The organism is Streptomyces sp. NBC_01410 (genome assembly GCF_045040195.1).
In the GTDB taxonomy this organism is placed as follows: domain Bacteria; phylum Actinomycetota; class Actinomycetes; order Streptomycetales; family Streptomycetaceae; genus Streptomyces.
Genome location: NZ_CP109530.1, coordinates 3,894,066 through 3,910,740 on the forward strand (window position 1 = coordinate 3,894,066; position 16,675 = coordinate 3,910,740).

A 16,675-nucleotide genomic window follows, 5' to 3' on the forward strand; every position below is an offset into this window, starting at 1 on the left:
CCATGGCCTACCGTGCAGACGTCGAATTCCTCGAGGACGCCAACCCGACCCTCATCGACCGCAACGCCGCCGAGTTCAGGCGCCTCCACACACTGATCGAGTCAACCGACGACGCGTTCCGTAAGGCGACCAAGGTCGAGTGGGAGAGCGAGGCCCGCGACCTATACGCCAAGCGGCTCAAGGAGAGCAAGAGCCTCGCCGACGCCCTGTCGGAAGCCTTCCGCAAGGCTGCATCAGCTCTCGCCTGGTACGCCGATGCCGTCACCACGGCCAAGGGGCACTACAAGAACGGCAAGAGCACCGAGGGAAAACTCTCCGGGGTCATGTCACGTGAGGCCGACGCGATCACCCCAACCGCGCGAGCCGCGGAGCCCCTGCGGCAGTGGGAGGACCTGCGCGACACCACCGGAGTGCTGGACTTCTTCGCTGAGCTGACCGTCGACGTGGACGCGATCCGGGAGGAGGCCGAGCGCTACTACAACCAGACCAAGGGCCACTACGGCGATGCCCTCCGCGTCGAGTCCGAAGCAAGGGAGAAGTGCATCGCCGACATCAAGGCGGCGTACAAGTCGATACCCGACTACCAGGGAACCATCCCGGACCCGGAGCAGTTCCTGAAGGGACTCGGACCGTTGCGGGCCGAGGCGCGGGAGGCGAGCGACAACCCGAACGTCCAGCTGCCAGGATCAGGCCCCAAGGTCGACTCGATCCCAACCATCGGTAGCAACGTCGTGATCTCCGAGACGCTCATGCGCATCGCGAACCGTGTCGACGGGCTGCCGGAAGGCCAGGGCAACAATTACTGGTTGCCCTCCAACTCCGACGAAGGCCGCCGCGAATACGTCTCCGGCAACAAGGAGCTCATCAGGGCCGCGGCGGCGGACGCCGGCCTCCCACCCGAGATGGTCGCAGGAATCGCCTGGCAGGAAGTCGAAGGCGACCCGGGGGTGATCGACGATGCCGCATACGAGGGACGCAAGCTACTTCCCGGCAGCGAGGACCCCGACCGTACGTCGATGGGCCCCATGGCCATCCAGGTCCGCCGCGCCGCCGAAGTACTCGGGTACGACCCGCACAACCTCACCGACATGCAGCGCAGCGCCGTGGTCGACGCGATACGGGACCCCGCGAAGAACATCTTCATAGCCTCGGAGTACCTCGCCCAGATCAAGGCCGAGAGCGGCTTCGCCGACGTGCCGCCCGAGCAGATGACCCGCGCCCAGATGCAGGAGCTCGCAGCCCGCTACAACGGCGGCCCCTACTACGAAAGCGAAGACGCCCAGGGGTACGGTCGGGGCTTCGACCGAAAGCTGGACCAGGCGAAGGAGGCACTGGGGTGAGCGGTACCACGGGCTCGACGACCGATGTGCGCGAGATCCGGCCGCGGAGCGCCACCAGTTGGATCGGTACTCTCGTCTGCGCTGTCATTCTTGTTCTCGGGCACTTCGTCACCGGCTACTTCGTGCTCATTGCCTACATGATCGAACCAGACGGCTCGTGGGACAAACAGGCGGTCACCAACTCCAACTTCGCCGCTGGTATCGCCTTGGCTCTCACAGTCGTGACGGCGCTGCTCTCGTGGCTGTTCGTAAAGGCCGGATGGCTGCGCAGGTGGTGGTTTGTCCTCCCGGCCTTGCTCGCCATCGTCGCGATCCTGCGCCTGACGCTCCTCGCACCTGAGCTCTGACCCCGCGCGATGCTGTCCCTGCGGCTGGATCTCGGTCAGCACCATCAGCCGGGATGCCGCCTGGTCGTCACCGACGCCCTCGGCCACCGCCAAGTCACCACGACCAGACTCGCCGCTGAAGCCGGAGGAACCTGGAGCCGATATGCCCCCGGGGACCACTCACGGTCACCAGCCGGCTGGACCCCTCGGGGAACTGGCGACAGTTGAATACGCGCGCTCACCAGTCAAGTGACTAGCTACGCGCCAGGCGAAAGATCTCACCGCTCGGCTGTCTTCACCCCACAGTGGTGACCATGCTGAACCGAGTAGCCGTCCTGTCCGACATTCACGGAGTCCTGCCGGCCCTGGAGGCAGTACTCGCGGAGCCAGACGTCAGCACCGCCGATCACATCGTGCTCACCGGCGACGTCACCGCCGGCCCGCAACCGACCCAGGTTCTCGACCTGCTGACCAGTCTCGGCGACCGCGTCATCTGGATCAGCGGCAACGCCGACCGCGAACTCCTTGAATACCGCCGAGGGCAACGCGACACGATCCCCGATCCGATCGCCCCCTGGGCAGCCGCACAGCTCCGCGAGGACCATCTCGACCTTCTCGGCTCGTTACCACGATCACTCTTGCTGTCCGTGAGAGGCCTGGGAAAGGTGCTGTTCTGCCATGCCACCCCTCGCGACGACGAGGAGGTCGTCCTGGTCGACTCCCGCCTCGACCGCTGGAAAGAAGTCTTCAACGGACTCGATACCGACATCCGCACCGTGGTCTGCGGCCACACCCACATGCCGTTCGTCCGCCTCGCACACGGCCGACTTGTGATCAACTCCGGCAGCATCGGCATGCCCTACGGACGAACCGGAGCACACTGGGCCCTCCTGGGCCCGGGCGTCGAACTCCGCACCACGAACTTCGACATCCAGGCCGCAGCCACCCAGCTCAGCCAGAACTCGTCCTACCCGGAAATCACCGAGTGGGCCGACTACTTCCTGCACGCGCGCGCGACCGACGCCGACGCCCTCGCGGCCTTCGCCCCACGGGACGGACGCGACCACAGCCCGTGACACACTCCCCCTTCCACGACAGCGGGCAGCCGAACACCGACTACACGATCAACGGCGCTTACCAATCCCAGGGTCCGGCGCCGCGCCTCAACGCGCCCTGAGCTCCGTCTTCAGCACCTTCCCGCTCGCATTCCGCGGCAGCTCCCCCACGAACTCCACCACCCTCGGCACCTTGTAATTCGCCATCTCCCGCCGCGACCACGCGATCAGATCGTCCGCCGTCACCGTCGCCCCCCGCCGCCGTACCGCGTACGCCTTGCCCACCTCGCCCAGCCGCGCGTCCGGGATGCCGATCACCGCGATGTCCGCGATGTCCGGGTGCAGGCCGAGCAGTTGCTCGATCTCCGCCGGGTAGGCGTTGAAGCCGCCGACGATGAACATGTCCTTGATCCGGTCGGTGATCCGGAGGTTGCCGCCCTTGTCCAGCACCCCCACGTCCCCCGTCCGCAGCCATCCGTCCTCGGTGATCGCCTTCGCCGTCTCCTCCGGGTCCTCGAAGTAGCCCTGCATTACGTTGTGCCCGCGCACGAGCACCTCGCCGGGCTCGCCGGTGGCCGCCGACACGCGGACCTCGGTGCCGGGGATCGCGCGGCCCGAGGTGGTCGCGATCGTCTCCGGGGCGTCGCCGCGGCGGCACATGGTGACGATGCCGCTCGCCTCGGAGAGGCCGTAGGCCGTCAGGACCGTGTCGATGTGCAGTTCACTGCGCAGCCTCTCGACCAGCTGGAGCGGCACGACCGCCGCACCCGTGACGACGAGCCGGAGCGCGGTCAGATCGTGCTGGTCGCGTGCCGGATGGTCGATCAGGGACTGGTGCAGCGTCGGCGGTCCCGGCAGTACCGAGATGCGCTCGGATGCGATGTTGGCCAGCACGGTGTCGACGTTGAAGACGGGCTGCGGCACCATCGTCGCGCCGCGGGTCAGACAGGCGATGATGCCCGCCTTGTATCCGAAGGTGTGGAAGAAGGGGTTCACGATCAGATAGCGGTCGCCTTCCCGCAGTCCGGCGAGCTCGCTCCACACGTCGTAGCAGCGCAGGGTCTGCGCGTGGGTGATGACGGCGCCCTTGGGGCGGCCGGTGGTGCCCGAGGTGTAGATGATGTCGGAGGGGGCCGAGGACTGGATCGAGTCGGCCCGGGTGCGTACGTCCGCGGCCGTGACGCCGTCGCCGCCCGCCAGGAAGTCCTTCCAGGTGCGGTAGTCCTCGGGGGCGCTGTCGGCGAGGACCACCACCTGCTCCAGGTGCGGCAGGTCCACCTCCGCGCGCCGCAGGGACGCGACGTACGAGGTGCCGAGGAAGGTGCCGGTGACGAAGAGCAGTCTGGCGCGGCTGCGCTGGAGTACGTACGCGGCTTCCGTTCCCTTGAAGCGGGTGTTCAGCGGCACCAGCACCGCCCCGGCCGTCACCGCGCCGAGCGCCGAGACGATCCAGTCGAGGGTGTTGGGCGCCCAGATGGCGACCCGGTCACCCGGCCGCACACCGGCCGCGATGCACGCGGCGGCGGCGTGTTCGACGCGCTCGCCCAGTTCGGCGTACGAGACGCGGGTGCGGCCCTCGACGACGGCCTCCCGGTCCGCGTACCGCTCGGCAGCGCTCCGTACCAGCCTCGGGATGGTGCCCCACTCCAGGTCGCCGCGCATCGCAAGCCCTCCCGCCGCAGTCCCGCTCGGTAGCCGACTAGTAGCTGACTACCCGTCAGATTAGCTGTACCCTCCCCCTCATGGCGAGCCTCAAGGACGCAGCCGCGATAGCCGGTATCGGACAGACCGCCTTCGCGAAACAACTCCCCGAATCCGAGAAGACCCTGGCCTGCCGGGCCATCCTCACCGCGCTGGACGACGCGGGGATCGCCCCGTCGGAGGTCGACGGCTTCGCCTCGTACACGATGGAGGAGACGGACGAGGTCGAGATCGCGAAGTCCGTCGGCGCCGGTGACGTGACCTTCTTCTCCAAGGCCGGCTACGGCGGGGGCGGTTCGTGCGCCACGATCGCCCATCTCGCCGGGGCGATCGCGACCGGACAGGCGAGCGTGGGGGTCGCCTGGCGGTCCCGCAAGAGGGGCTCGGGACCCCGCCCCTGGAAGAACACCGCCGTCCAGCTCCCCACCCCCGCGCAGTGGACCCGGCCCTTCGGACTGCTGCGCCCCGCGGACGAGATCGGCATGCTCGCGAGGCGCTATATGCACGAGTACGGCGCCACCCGCGACCATCTCTTCAATGTCGCCCTGGCCTGCCGCAACCGCGCCAACCAGAATCCCGCCGCCGTGATGTACGAACGGCCGCTGACCCGCGACATGTATATGACCTCGCGCTGGATCAGCGAGCCCCTCTGTCTCTTCGACAACTGCCTGGAGACGGACGGCGCGCTGGCCTGTGTCGTCGTCAGCGCCGAGCGCGCCCGCGACTGCCGCCACAGGCCGGTCTACGTCCACTCCGCCGCCCAGGGCCTGCCCTCCCAGCACCACGGAATGGTCAACTACTGGAACGACGACCCGCTCACCGGACCCGCCTGGACGGCCGCCCGCCAGCTGTGGAAAACGGCCGACTTCGGGCCGCAGGACGTGGACGTCGCCCAGATCTACGACGCGTTCACCCCGCTCATACCGCTCTCCCTGGAGGGCTACGGCTTCTGCGGCAGGGGCGAGGGCGCGGCCTTCACCGAGGGCGGCGCCCTGGAGATCGGCGGCCGGCTGCCGCTCAACACCGGCGGCGGCGGGCTCTCGGAGGCGTACGTCCACGGCTTCAACCTCATCAACGAGGGCGTGAAGCAGCTGCGCGGCACCTCCACCGCACAGGTTCCGGACGCAGCTACCTGCCTGGTCACGGCGGGCGAGGGAGTGCCCACTTCGGCTGTTCTGCTGAGGAGTTGAGATGCTCACACCGGTTCTCGACGAGGACGGCGCACCGTTCTGGGAGTACGCCGCGCAGGGCGAGCTGCGCATCCAGAACTGCGCGTCCTGCGGCGAGCTGCGCTTTCCGCCGCGGCCCTGCTGCCCGCACTGCGGCTCCTTCGACAGCGAGTGGCGCAGGATGAGCGGCCGCGGCCGCATCTGGTCCTACGTCGTGCCCCATCCGCCGCTGCTGCCCGAGTACGCGGCCCTGGTCCCCTACAACGCGGTCGTCGTCGAGCTCCTGGACGCGCCCCGGATCCGGCTGGTGGGCAATGTCGTCGCCGCGCCGGACGCCCCGCTCAACTCCCTCGACCCGGCGCGGCTGCGGATCGGCGCCGGGGTGAAGGTGGCGTTCACGCGGCTCGGCGACATCACCGTGCCGCGCTGGCTTCTGGAGCGGGCATGAGCATCCGCGTCGAGACGGAGAAGGAGACGGGCGTCGCGCTCGTCACGCTGGACCGGCCCGAGAAGCACAACGCGATCGATCTGGGGATGGCGGGCCAACTGGCTGACGTCTGGAAGCAGTTCCGCTTCGACGACGCCGTACGGGCGGTGGTGGTGACGGGGGCGGGAAGCAAGGCCTTCTGCACCGGCATCGACCGCTCGGTGGACGTGCCGCAGCCCTCGTCCCCGTACTCGATCGACGACCCGCTGATCGCGATCGGCCCGAAGGCGAACGACCTGTGGAAGCCGGTGATCGCGGCGGTGGAGGGGATGGCGTGCGGCGGGGCGTTCTATCTGCTCGGCGAGAGCGAGTTCGTGGTGGCCTCGCGGGAGGCGACGTTCTTCGATCCGCACACGACGTACGGCATGGTCAGCGCCTACGAGACGATCTATCTGGCGCAGCGGATGCCGTACGGCGAGGTGGCGCGGATGGCGCTGATGGGGACGGCGGAACGGACATCGGCGCGGCGGGCGTACGAGACGGGGCTGGTGTCCGAACTCACCGAGCCCCGTGGGGCGTTGGACGCTGCGCTCGGCTGCGCCCGGACCATGGCGTCCTACCCGACGGGGGCTGTGCAGGGGACGGTCCGGGCGGTGTGGGCGGCGCGGGAGGCGGGGCGGGCGGGGGCGCTGGCGCATGCGCCGCACTTGATCACGCTGGGGAACGTGCCGCCGGAGCGGCAGGCGGAGCTGTTCGAGGGGGGCAGGGGGCGGGGCGGGTACCGGCTGCGGTAGGGCCGGGGCGGGGCGCTGCAAGCCCCAGACCCCGTACGCCCTTCGGGCGTGTCCTCAAACGCCGGACAGGCTGAGTTGCGCCTCCGCCTCGCACTTCGTGACCCGGGCAACCGACTTGGGGCTCTGCATCCTGACCTGCACCGTCCTGGTCTCGCCGCCGTCCAGTGTGACCTTGGTGTATCCGCGGTCGACGACAGCGCCCACGGCGTCCAGGAAGACCACGTCGACCTCGTACCGTTGTGAGCCGCCCGCCTCCGCGACGACCTTCACCGTGGCGGATGTGTCGGCCTTGCGCTTGCCGCGGGCCTTTTTCACGCAGTCGACGACATACGCGCGCGCTGCACCGGTGGCCGAGTCCGTCGGCGTGGGGGAGGCGGTGTACGAGTCCGAGCCGGACGAGCCCGAGGACCCGGACGAGCTGTAGTCGTCATTGTGGTGGTCGCGGTAACCGCCGTTCGACTTCTTGGAGTTCGAGCAGCCACCGCCACCACCCCCGCCGCTCCCCGACTTGCTCTTGCCGCCCCTGCCGCCCTTGCCGGTCGTGTGCGAACTCGAGAAGCCTGTCAGTGCGAGCATCACGACAACGAGTACGGCCGCGAGCTTTGCATTCCGGCGCACAATGGCCACCTTCCCCCAGTGCTGCGGTACTTGACGTACCTGACGACAGCGCGCGACACCGTAGCAGTCGCGAATCACCGAAGGATCAGGGGCTCGGTGTGATCCGTCTCCGGGCTCGTACGGCCGCTCATCACCGCCGCGGCCACCAGAAGCAGTACGCCGCCGCCCACGGCCCAGGCGACCCCGTGACCGAGACCGCCTCCCACGCCTCCGACGGTCAGGCTGCCCGCCGCCTGTCCCTGGCGGACCATCCACAGGATCGTGAAGCCGAGCACGATCACCCCGGATAGCGCGACCAGCAGCCGCGAGCGCAGGACGAGGCCGATCAGGGTCACCAGGGCCGCGAAGGCGAAGGGCAGCAGGATCGAACCGAGCAACTCGGCCTCGGTGTCCGAGATGCCGTTGAAGAGGTCCTGGATCCGGTAGTCGCGCCCGTGACGGCCGTCGTACCAGTCACGGAAGGGGCTCCATACGGCGGCCGTCGCTCCGATGAGGGCGAGGATCGAGCCGATGACGTTGCGGATCATCATCGGCCCTCCCTGCGCCGCTCTCGATCACGACGCTACGCCCGGACCGTGCCCCTCGCCATCGGGACGGCCCCTGTCATCCCGGCGCCCCCCGGCCGGTCGCCGTGCCCTTGACCGCGTCCAGCGCGTACACACAGCGGTCCTTGCTGCACGCGTACACGACACCGCTCTGGGCCACCGGGGAGCCGGTGATCTCGCCGCCCGTCGCGAGCTTCCAGCGCAGCTGGCCGCCGCTCGCGTCGAGGGTGTAGAGCACATGGTCCGCGGAGCCGAAGTGGACGCGGCCGTCGGCGACGACCGGTGCGCCGATGACCTCTCCGCCCGCGGCGAAACGCCACATCGGGGTGCCCGTGACGGCGTCCAGGGTGTAGAGCGCGCTGCCGCTGCCGACATGGACGTTGCCGCCGGCGACCAGGACCGGCTCGATGGACTGGCGTGCTTCGGTGGCGATGCGCCAGCGGTCCTTGCCGGTGGTGGCGTCCAGGGCGTACACCGTGCCGAGGTAGTCGGCGAGATACACGCCGCCGCCCGTCACCGCCGGGCCCGGCGCGAAGACCGGCGGCGAGAGGAAGACCGCGGGGGCCTCGAAGTGCCAGCGCACGAGCCCGTTCGCGATGTCGATCGCGAGGACTCGGGTGCCGGCCGCGACATAGACATAGCCGTCGGACGCGGGATGCACGCGGAGGGGCACATTGCCGCAGGATGCCGCGTCGCCGACGGGGTACGACCAGCGCTCGACACCCGTACGGGTCTCCAGCGCGCGCAGCCTCGCGTCCTGCCACACGTACACCGTGTCGTCGAAGATGGCGGGTCCGGCCTCGGGCGTCTCGAAGTCGCTCTGCGCCCCGCTGGTCTCCCACAGCTTCTCGCCGTTGGATGCCTCCCAGGCCTGTACGCCGCCGCCGCGCGTCCCGGTGAGGACCGTGCCGCGGTCGACCTTGAGGGAGTACACCCACGCATCGGTCTGGAGCCGCCAGCGTTCGACGCCGCTCGCGGCGTCGAGGGCGTACAGCGAGGGGCCGTCGGAGGCGTGGATGCGGCCCCCGGCGACGGCCATCGCCCAGGCCACGTCCTTGGTCTTGAACTGGCGGCGGCCACTGGCCACGTCCAGCGCGTGCACCTCGAAGGAGGTGACGTACAGCAGACCCCCGGACACGACGGGCGTGCCCCAGACGTCGTTCGACATCCGGAAACGCCACGGCCGCCAGTGTCCGGCGGCGCCGTCCGGGGGTGAGGCGGGCGGCGCTGCCGGGGCCCGGTCGGGGGCCGGTGCGGGTGCGGGGACGGTGCTGGTGGCCGCCTCGGCCCCGTTCAGCCCGCCGGGAGGGCGGACCCAGCCGGTCGCGGGACCGGCCTCGGCGACCGCGCCGCGGCCCGGGTCGGAAACCCGGGGACCGGGGCCGATCGGGACCTTGGAGCCGGGCAGCCGCACGGGCCCGGCGGCCGCGGGCACGGGAGCCGGGGCCCCGACGGGAGACGGCGCGGCCTGTCCCGTACGCGGGTCGCTGCCGCCGCGCCAGGCGGAGTCCCAGTCGGCGCCCTGACGGGGCGGAGGTGCCTGGGGCACCGGCGGGGCGGGCTCGGCGGGGCGCTGGGCGGGGGCCGGGGGTGTGGGCCGTCCGCCGCGGCGGAGCTCGATCATCGCGGTGGCCCGCGAGGGCAGCCACGCGGACGCGGTCCCGCTGTCGTCGCTGCCGGAGGAGAAGAGATGGGGGGCGAGCTGTGCCTGCAGATCCTCGGGGGTGGGCCGCCGCCCGGCCTCCATCTGCATACAGGACTCGATCAGCGGCCTCAGCTCTTCGGGCAGGCCCTCCAGGTCCGGGCCCTCGCGCAGCAGCATGAAGACGGTCTCGACCGGGTTCGCGCCGTGGAAGGGCGCATGGCCGGTCGCGGCGAAGACGAGCGTGGAGCCGAGCGAGAACACATCGCTCGCGCCGGTCACGCTGCGGGAGTCGCGCGCCTGCTCCGGCGACATGTACGCGGGTGTGCCCACGGCGACGTTGGTCATGGTCAGCCGGGTGTTGGAGACGCCGGACGCGATACCGAAGTCGATGACGCGCGGCCCGTCCTCCACGACCAGGACGTTCGAGGGCTTGAGGTCGCGGTGGACGAGACCCGCGCCGTGGATGGACTGCAGCGCTTCGGCGATCCCGGCCGCGAGCCAGCGGACCGCCTGGGCCGGCATCGGCCCGCACTCATTCACTATTTCTTCGAGGGAGGGGGCAGGCACATACGCGGTTGCCAGCCAGGGCACGGCCGCCCGTGGATCGGCGTCCACGACGGCCGCCGTGTAGAAACCGCTGACGGCCCGCGCCGCCTCCACCTCACGGGTGAAGCGGACGCGGAACAGCTGGTCCTCGGCGAGTTCGGTACGCACCGTCTTGATCGCCACCCTGCGACCGGACGCCGACCGGGCGAGATACACCAGTCCCATGCCGCCGGCACCGAGCCGGCCCAGCACCTCGAACGGACCGATCCGTCTCGGGTCATGCTGCGTCAGCTGCTCCATCACTTGCCTGCCACCTCCCCGTACGGGCCCCATAAGAAATGGAGCCCGTCACCTACGGCCCCGTGCAGCGTCTCACCACCGAGCCCTCAGCGGTGCGCACCCTGATTCTTCCTGTCGGAGGCGGCGGTTGCGAACCCGGGGGCGGATCGGGGTGTCTCACCCGTATTCGGGCACGGATCGGAGCCTGAGATGGTTCAGCCGCGCGCCTCCAGGCGTCCGGTGGCCCGCAGGGTGCCTGCGCACGAGATCGAGTCGCTGCCGTCACCCGTGTGCCAGGCCCCGTACTGGGTGGTGACGCGGACCGGCCACTTGGGGTTGCTCACGTCGTCGCAGTCGACGACGAGGCGCCAGGTGTAGGAGGAGCCGCTGTAGCAATTGGCGTAGGCGGTGTTGCCGCTGCCTGCGAGGTTGCAGGGCAGGCGGGCGGCGGAGGCGGGGGTCGCGGTGAGCAGTCCGGCGGCGACGGCGGCGCAGGCGGCGAGGCCGAGCGCGGTTCGGGTACGGAACACGGGGGTCCTTTCCTGAGTGGGGGACCCCACTATGGATCAGCAACCGGATTTAGGTCTAGACCACTGTTCGCCTCAACTCCCTTAATTTCAGGCCGCTTTCAGGTTGCCGATTGCCAGTTGGCGGTTGCCGGTTGGCGGTTGCCGTCAGGCGGCTTTCGGTTCGGCGAGTACGGCGAAGGTCGCGCCCTGATTGTCGGAGAGCACGGCGATACGCCCGTAGGGAATGTCGAAGGGCGGAGCCTGGATGCGCCCGCCGAGGCGGGTGACGGCCGCGACGCTGTCGTCGCAGTCCTCGACGCTGAAGTAGATGAGGAAGTGGCCGGGCATCTCGGCCGGGAAGGCGTCGGTGATCACGCTGCGGCCGCCGATCGCGGTGTCCTCGCCGGGCTCGGCGCCCGCGGGCGACCACATACGGAAGTCGACGGAGGAGTCGGGCAGGTCCGTCCCCCCGAAGCCGAAGACCGACTCGTAGAAAGCGTCGACCCGCTTCGGGTCCCGGGTGTACACCTCGGCCCAGCAGAAGGATCCGGGCTCGCCCTGCTTCTCGAAGCCGTCCCTGTCGCCCGCCTGCCAGAGCCCGAAGACGGCCCCGCCGGGGTCCGCGGCGACGCTGGCCGTGCCGGATGTCCCGACCGGCTGGCGGTCGCTGATCACCTGACCGCCTGCGTCCCTGATCTTCCGGCCCAGCGTGCCGGCGTCGGCCGTGGCGAAATAAACGCCCCAGACGGTCGGCATCCGGCCGTCGGTCTTGGGCACGAGGGCCGCGACGAGCTTGCCCTCACTGAAGGCGTCGGCCTGCGGGCCGTCACCTTCGCGGAATGTCCAGCCGAACAGCTCACCGTAGAAGCGCTTGCCCGCCTCGACATCGGGGAGCGCTGCGTCCACCCAGCATGGCGTGCCCTCTGGGAATGCGGCCATGGACCTGGTTCCTTCCCTGCGCGGGACGTGGGGCTACCTCCCACGGCCGCCAGGCCGTAGGGGGAGGGTGTGGCACCCGTCACACTCAAGCTAACGGCGCCCGCCTCGGGCCGCAGGGCATCGAATCGAACATTTGCCTTATTGTCCGGACAATGCGGCACGAATGCGGCCCAGGATTGTTGAGTTGTCCACGGAAGTTATCCACAGGCTGTTGATAAGACTATCGGTGCACCCCATTTGCAGTCGGCCGAATCGCGCGCCGATCACCCCTCGGTAAGCTGACGGCATGACAGGACAAGTACGCACCGTCGACGGCCGCGTGGCCGGACGACGCGGACAGGCGACGCGGCAGAAGCTGCTCGACTGCCTCAGCGAGATGCTCAGCTCCTCGCCGTACCGGGACGTCAAAGTCATCGACGTGGCCCGGAAGGCGGGCACGTCCCCCGCGACCTTCTACCAGTACTTCCCCGACGTCGAGGGCGCGGTCCTCGAGATCGCCGAGGAAATGGCCAAGGAAGGCGCCGGATTGACCGAACTCGTCTCCGGCCGCTCCTGGGTCGGCAAGGCGGGCTGGCAGACGTCGGAGGAACTGGTTGAGGGCTTCCTCGACTTCTGGCGCCGCCACGACGCGATCCTTCGGGTGGTTGATCTGGGCGCCGCGGAGGGAGACAAGCGGTTCTACAAGATCCGCATGAAGATCCTCAACTCCGTCACCAACTCTCTTACGGACTCGGTGAAGGACCTCCAGTCCAGGGGCAAGGTCGACAAGGACGTCAGCCCGGCGGCGATGGCCGGATCGCTGGTGGCCATGCTGGCGGCCGTGGCCTCTCATCAGAAGGGGTTCACGACCTGGGGTGTGAAACAGGCGGAACTGAAGCCGAATCTGGCGCTGTTGGTGCACCTGGGCATCACGGGCAAAAAGCCGACGAAGTAGCTGCGCCACCTGCACCGAGTCCTGTCACGCCGACGGCGGTCCCTTCCCTGGGGGGCGCCGTCGGCTTTTTTGTTCCCCACCCCGCCCGTTCCCTCAACCGGGGCTCCGCCCCGGACCCGTGCGGGGGCTCCGCCCCCGGACCCCCGCGCCTCAATCGCCGGCGGGGCTGGATGTGCGGCCCTGCCGCACATCCAGTCCGGCGTTTGAGGACATGCGGCCGAAGGTCGCATACGGGGTCCGGGGCGAAGCCCCGTCGGGGGGCCGGGGGCAGCGCCCCCGGTTACGGGAAGGGGCGGGGTGGGGAAAAGCCCCGCGCAGCGGCACCCCGCACCCCGTCCCCGCCTCACCGCGCCACGAACAGCCCCGCCCGTTCCGCCGCATGCGCCCGCAGCCGGTGCACCGGCCCGAAGAGCAGCTCGTCGGAAGCCGCCCGTTTGAAGTAAAGGTGCGCCTCGTGTTCCCAGGTGAAGCCGACGCCCCCGTGCAGCTGGATCGCCTCCCCCGTCACCACCCGCAGCGCGTCAAGGCACTGGGCCAGCGCCAGCCCGCCCTCGGCCGGGTCCCACGCCGCGTAGTACGCCGCCGAGCGCGCCGCCTGGACGCGTACGTACAGGTCGGCGAGCCGGTGCTTGACCGCCTGGAAGGACCCGATCGCCCGGCCGAACTGCTCGCGGGCGCGGACGTACTCCACCGTCCGGTCCAGCGCGCTCGCCGCCGCGCCGACCGCCTCCGCCGCGAGCAGGGTCGCCGCCCCGGCCCCCACGGCCGCCAGCGCCCCCGGCACATCCGCCGCATCGTCCTCGCCCAGCAGCCGGGCCGGGCAGTCGCGCAGTTCGATGCGCGCCTGCGGCCGTGTCTCGTCCAGCGAGGTCTGCCGGGTGCGCGACAGACCCGCCGTCTCCGCCCGGACCAGGAACAGGAGCGTACGGCTGCGGGCGTACCCTCCCGTGTGCGCGGCGACCAGCAGCAGTCCGGCGCTGTGCCCGTCGAGGACCTGCCCGGCCTCCCCGTACAGCAGCCACTCCCCACCGTCCCCGGGCCGCGCCTGTACGCCGCCGGCCCGGCCGCCGCCCGCCCACTGTCCCGAGGCGTTGTCGCCGCTCAGTGCGAGCGCGAGCGCCAGACCCCCGCCGGGCACGGCGAATGCGCAGGTCAGCGAGCCGTCCGCGATACGCGGCAGCAGCTCGCCGCGTTGCTCGGGCGTCCCGAGTGCGGCGATCAGCGGCGCCCCGAGCCCCGCCGTGGCCAGCAGCGGTGAGGGCAGCAGCGCCCGCCCGGTCTCCTCGCAGGCGAGCGCGAGTTCGGTGAGGCCGCAGCCCACGCCTCCGTACGACTCGGGCAGCGCGAGGCCCGGCAGGCCGAGCTGCTCGGACAGCTGCGCCCACAGCCGCGGGTCGTACCCATCGGCGGTGCGGACGGCGGCCTTGACCTCGTCCGGGCCCGACCGTTTGGCCAGCAGCTCGCGCAGGGTGCGACGGATCTCGTCCTGCTCCGCGGTGAAGGCGGTGTCCATGGGATCCCCTCCGTATCTGACGGCCCGTCATGTTAGGGCGGGAGGATCCAGATGCACAGAGGCGCGGACGCAGGCGTATGGGGACGAGAGTTCAGCAGACCTCGCCCGGCGCCGCCGCGGTCGCCCGCAGCAGATCCCGCACCAGGTCGTAGTCGATCTTCTCGGTCCGCCGGAAGCGCAGGCACCCCTTGCCCATGTCCTGGTCCGCCAGCCGCTCCTCGAAGCCCTCCCGGATGTCCGGGCGCATCAGATAGAAGGAGATGTACTGCTTCTGGTTGGCGAAGGAGATCTCCGGCTCACCGCCCTTGGGGCGATAGCAGGGCATACCCCACGCCATTACTTCCTCGTAGGCCGCAAGCTCCGTGCGGCACAGCTCGCGGATCCTCACCAGCGCCGTGAGCCGGTCCGGCTCCACCACTTCGGCGAGGTAGCCGTCGACGTCTTCGGCAGTGCTTCTGGGCATACGCTCCACGCCGTCCGAGTGATCTGATGTACCGTCAGATTCATGCCTTCCACCCCGCGAGCTCCGCGCAAGGTCGCCATCGTCGGCATATCCCTCTCGGACTGCGGGCGTATCGATGGTCCCACGCCCTACGCCCTGCACGCCCAGGCCGCGCGCCGGGCACTGTCCGACTCAGGACTCGAACGCTCCGTCATCGACGGCTTCGGCTCGGCCGGCCTCGGCACCCTCGCCCCGGTCGAGGTCGCCGAATATCTGGGCCTGAAACCGCGCTGGGTGGACTCGACCGCCGTGGGCGGCGCCACCTGGGAGGTCATGGCGGCACACGCGGCGGACGCGATCGCGGCCGGTCACGCCAATGCCGTGCTCCTCGTCTACGGATCGACCGCACGCGCCGACATCAAGGCGCGGCGGCGCACCTCCAACCTCTCCTTCGGCGCCCGCGGACCGCTCCAGTTCGAGGTCCCGTACGGGCACACGCTCATCGCCAAGTACGCGATGGCCGCCCGCCGCCATATGCACGAGTACGGCACGACGCTGGAGCAGCTGGCCTCGGTGGCCGTCCAGGCACGGGCGAACGCCGCGGCCAATCCGGACGCGATGTTCCGCGAGCCGATCACCGTCGACGAGGTGCTGGACGGGCCGGTGATCGCGGACCCGTTCACCAAACTGCACTGCTGCATCCGCAGCGACGGCGGCTGCGCGGTGCTGCTGGCGGCCGAGGAGTACGTGCCGGACACGGCGAAGGATCCGGTGTGGATCCTCGGAACCGGCGAGTACGTCTCGCACACCACGATGTCGGAGTGGGAGGACTTCACCGTCTCCCCGGCGGCGGTGAGCGGACGCCTCGCCTTCGAGCGCGCGGGTGTCACGCCCGCCGACATCGACATCGCCGAGATCTACGACGCCTTCACCTATATGACCCTCGTGACGCTGGAGGACCTGGGCTTCTGCGCCAAGGGCGAGGGCGGCCCGTTCGTCGAGAAGGGCCGGATCGGGCTCGGCGGCGAGCTGCCGGTGAACACCGACGGCGGCGGCCTCTCCGCCTGCCATCCGGGGATGCGCGGGCTGTTTCTGCTGGTCGAGGCGGTACGGCAGCTGCGGGGCGAGGCGGGCGGCCATCAGGTGCGGCGACGGGACGGAAGACCGCCGCGACTGGCGGTGGCGTCCGGTACGGGCGGCTGGTTCTGCTCGTCCGGAACGGTGGTGCTCGGCAGGCGCTGAGGAATCCGCACAGGCCGAACTACTCGTCCGGCGGCAGCAGCCGCTCGACCAGGGCCGTGATGAGGTCGCCCGCCTGCTCCTTCGGGAACACGTCGGGCAGCGTGAGGCGCTCCACCACCAGCCAGTTCGTCGCCAGATAGATCATCCTGACCGCGTCGGCGTCGCCGGGCAGACCGGCCGCCAGGTGAGCCTCGACATTCGCCTCGACGTCCTCGCTCACGCGCTCGGTGAGCACCGCCCGCAGCTCGGGGCGGCGAGTGGCCTCCAGGCGCAGTTCGAGCAGGGCGAGATATCCGGTGCGGAACGCGGTGACCCGCTCCACCACCTCGCGCACCAGCTCCGCGGTCCGTGCGCGGGTGGTCGGGCCGTGCAGCATGGCCCGCATCGTCGCGTCGTCCGGGCGCATCCGCTCGTAGATGCGGCCGCCGGCCTGGTTGAGGAGATCGTCGCGGTTGGTGAAGTAGTTGGACGCGGTGCCCTGGGGTACGTCGGCCTCCGCGTCGACGGCCCGGAAGGTGAGGCCGCGGGCGCCCTCGCGGGCGAGGACCTCTATGGACGCGTCCACCAGTGCAGCGCGCCTGGCCAGGTTCTGCCGCATGCGTGTTCCTTCCGCTCGGCTGACCACTCTAGACGGAGTGGTGTTGACTGGCC

Annotated in this window: 17 protein-coding genes; 8 read left to right on the plus strand and 9 right to left on the minus strand. The window is 70.1% G+C overall.

Translation table 11 applies throughout. The features are described from left to right. Positions 1 to 2 precede the first annotated feature (2 nt). From OG741_RS17715 to OG741_RS17725, 3 genes are all read left to right on the plus strand, one after another. The gene (locus OG741_RS17715; protein WP_405598990.1) at positions 3 to 1,340 is read left to right on the plus strand and encodes a hypothetical protein; all 1,338 of its coding nucleotides are present in this window, start codon (positions 3 to 5) and stop codon (positions 1,338 to 1,340) included. Continuing rightward, positions 1,337 to 1,687: a hypothetical protein gene (locus OG741_RS17720; protein WP_405598993.1), complete on the plus strand. Its 351-nt coding sequence runs from the start codon at positions 1,337 to 1,339 to the stop codon at positions 1,685 to 1,687. The genes OG741_RS17715 and OG741_RS17720 overlap by 4 nt, the downstream gene beginning before the upstream one ends. 293 nt (positions 1,688 to 1,980) lie before the next feature. Further along, entirely contained in the window at positions 1,981 to 2,742 is a 762-nt protein-coding gene (locus OG741_RS17725) for a metallophosphoesterase family protein (RefSeq protein WP_405598996.1), read from the plus strand. A gap of 87 nt (positions 2,743 to 2,829) precedes the next feature. Here the strand turns inward: OG741_RS17725 and OG741_RS17730 are convergent, their stop codons facing one another. Further along, positions 2,830 to 4,383, minus strand: a complete 1,554-nt coding sequence (locus OG741_RS17730) for a FadD3 family acyl-CoA ligase (protein WP_405598997.1) — start codon at positions 4,381 to 4,383, stop codon at positions 2,830 to 2,832. Positions 4,384 to 4,463: 80 nt separating this feature from the next. Here OG741_RS17730 and OG741_RS17735 point away from each other — a divergent pair, with 80 nt between their 5' ends. Genes OG741_RS17735 through OG741_RS17745 form a run of 3 tightly spaced genes read left to right on the plus strand, consistent with a single transcriptional unit; the run spans position 4,464 to position 6,812 of the window. Beyond that, a complete protein-coding gene (locus tag OG741_RS17735; protein WP_405598999.1) occupies positions 4,464 to 5,612 on the plus strand; it encodes a lipid-transfer protein in 1,149 nt (382 codons plus the stop codon). Position 5,613: 1 nt separating this feature from the next. Further along, positions 5,614 to 6,039, plus strand: coding sequence for a Zn-ribbon domain-containing OB-fold protein (locus tag OG741_RS17740; RefSeq protein ID WP_405599002.1), 426 nt, complete (start codon positions 5,614 to 5,616; stop codon positions 6,037 to 6,039). Then, positions 6,036 to 6,812: an enoyl-CoA hydratase/isomerase family protein gene (locus OG741_RS17745; protein WP_405599003.1), complete on the plus strand. Its 777-nt coding sequence runs from the start codon at positions 6,036 to 6,038 to the stop codon at positions 6,810 to 6,812. The genes OG741_RS17740 and OG741_RS17745 overlap by 4 nt, the downstream gene beginning before the upstream one ends. Before the next feature lie 54 nt (positions 6,813 to 6,866). Here the strand turns inward: OG741_RS17745 and OG741_RS17750 are convergent, their stop codons facing one another. The 5 genes from OG741_RS17750 to OG741_RS17770 form a co-directional block, all read right to left on the minus strand. After that, the gene (locus tag OG741_RS17750) at positions 6,867 to 7,433 is read right to left on the minus strand and encodes a hypothetical protein (RefSeq protein WP_405605627.1); all 567 of its coding nucleotides are present in this window, start codon (positions 7,431 to 7,433) and stop codon (positions 6,867 to 6,869) included. Between the two features lie 71 nt (positions 7,434 to 7,504). Further along, a complete protein-coding gene (locus OG741_RS17755) occupies positions 7,505 to 7,960 on the minus strand; it encodes a hypothetical protein (protein ID WP_405599005.1) in 456 nt (151 codons plus the stop codon). A gap of 73 nt (positions 7,961 to 8,033) precedes the next feature. Continuing rightward, a complete protein-coding gene (locus OG741_RS17760; RefSeq protein ID WP_405599006.1) occupies positions 8,034 to 10,466 on the minus strand; it encodes a PQQ-binding-like beta-propeller repeat protein in 2,433 nt (810 codons plus the stop codon). Between the two features lie 194 nt (positions 10,467 to 10,660). Then, positions 10,661 to 10,975: a hypothetical protein gene (locus OG741_RS17765; RefSeq protein WP_405599008.1), complete on the minus strand. Its 315-nt coding sequence runs from the start codon at positions 10,973 to 10,975 to the stop codon at positions 10,661 to 10,663. Between the two features lie 144 nt (positions 10,976 to 11,119). Beyond that, positions 11,120 to 11,893 carry a VOC family protein gene (locus tag OG741_RS17770; RefSeq protein ID WP_405599011.1) on the minus strand — a complete coding sequence of 258 codons (774 nt, stop codon included), beginning with the start codon at positions 11,891 to 11,893 and terminating at the stop codon, positions 11,120 to 11,122. Between the two features lie 286 nt (positions 11,894 to 12,179). Here OG741_RS17770 and OG741_RS17775 point away from each other — a divergent pair, with 286 nt between their 5' ends. Next, on the plus strand, positions 12,180 to 12,827 hold the full coding sequence (locus OG741_RS17775; RefSeq protein WP_266489780.1) for a TetR family transcriptional regulator: 648 nt from the start codon (positions 12,180 to 12,182) through the stop codon (positions 12,825 to 12,827). Between the two features lie 343 nt (positions 12,828 to 13,170). Here the strand turns inward: OG741_RS17775 and OG741_RS17780 are convergent, their stop codons facing one another. Then, entirely contained in the window at positions 13,171 to 14,340 is a 1,170-nt protein-coding gene (locus OG741_RS17780; RefSeq protein ID WP_405599013.1) for an acyl-CoA dehydrogenase family protein, read from the minus strand. A 91-nt stretch (positions 14,341 to 14,431) separates the two neighbouring features. After that, the gene (locus OG741_RS17785; protein WP_405599015.1) at positions 14,432 to 14,803 is read right to left on the minus strand and encodes an iron chaperone; all 372 of its coding nucleotides are present in this window, start codon (positions 14,801 to 14,803) and stop codon (positions 14,432 to 14,434) included. A gap of 42 nt (positions 14,804 to 14,845) precedes the next feature. Between OG741_RS17785 and OG741_RS17790 the strand changes: the two genes are divergently transcribed. Further along, positions 14,846 to 16,024, plus strand: coding sequence for a thiolase C-terminal domain-containing protein (locus OG741_RS17790; protein ID WP_405599018.1), 1,179 nt, complete (start codon positions 14,846 to 14,848; stop codon positions 16,022 to 16,024). Positions 16,025 to 16,043: 19 nt separating this feature from the next. On the opposite strand, the gene OG741_RS17795 is transcribed toward OG741_RS17790, so the two are convergent. Beyond that, complete coding sequence (locus OG741_RS17795) at positions 16,044 to 16,622, minus strand: TetR/AcrR family transcriptional regulator (RefSeq protein WP_266489769.1); 579 nt, start codon at positions 16,620 to 16,622, stop codon at positions 16,044 to 16,046. Between the last annotated feature and the right edge of the window lie 53 nt (positions 16,623 to 16,675).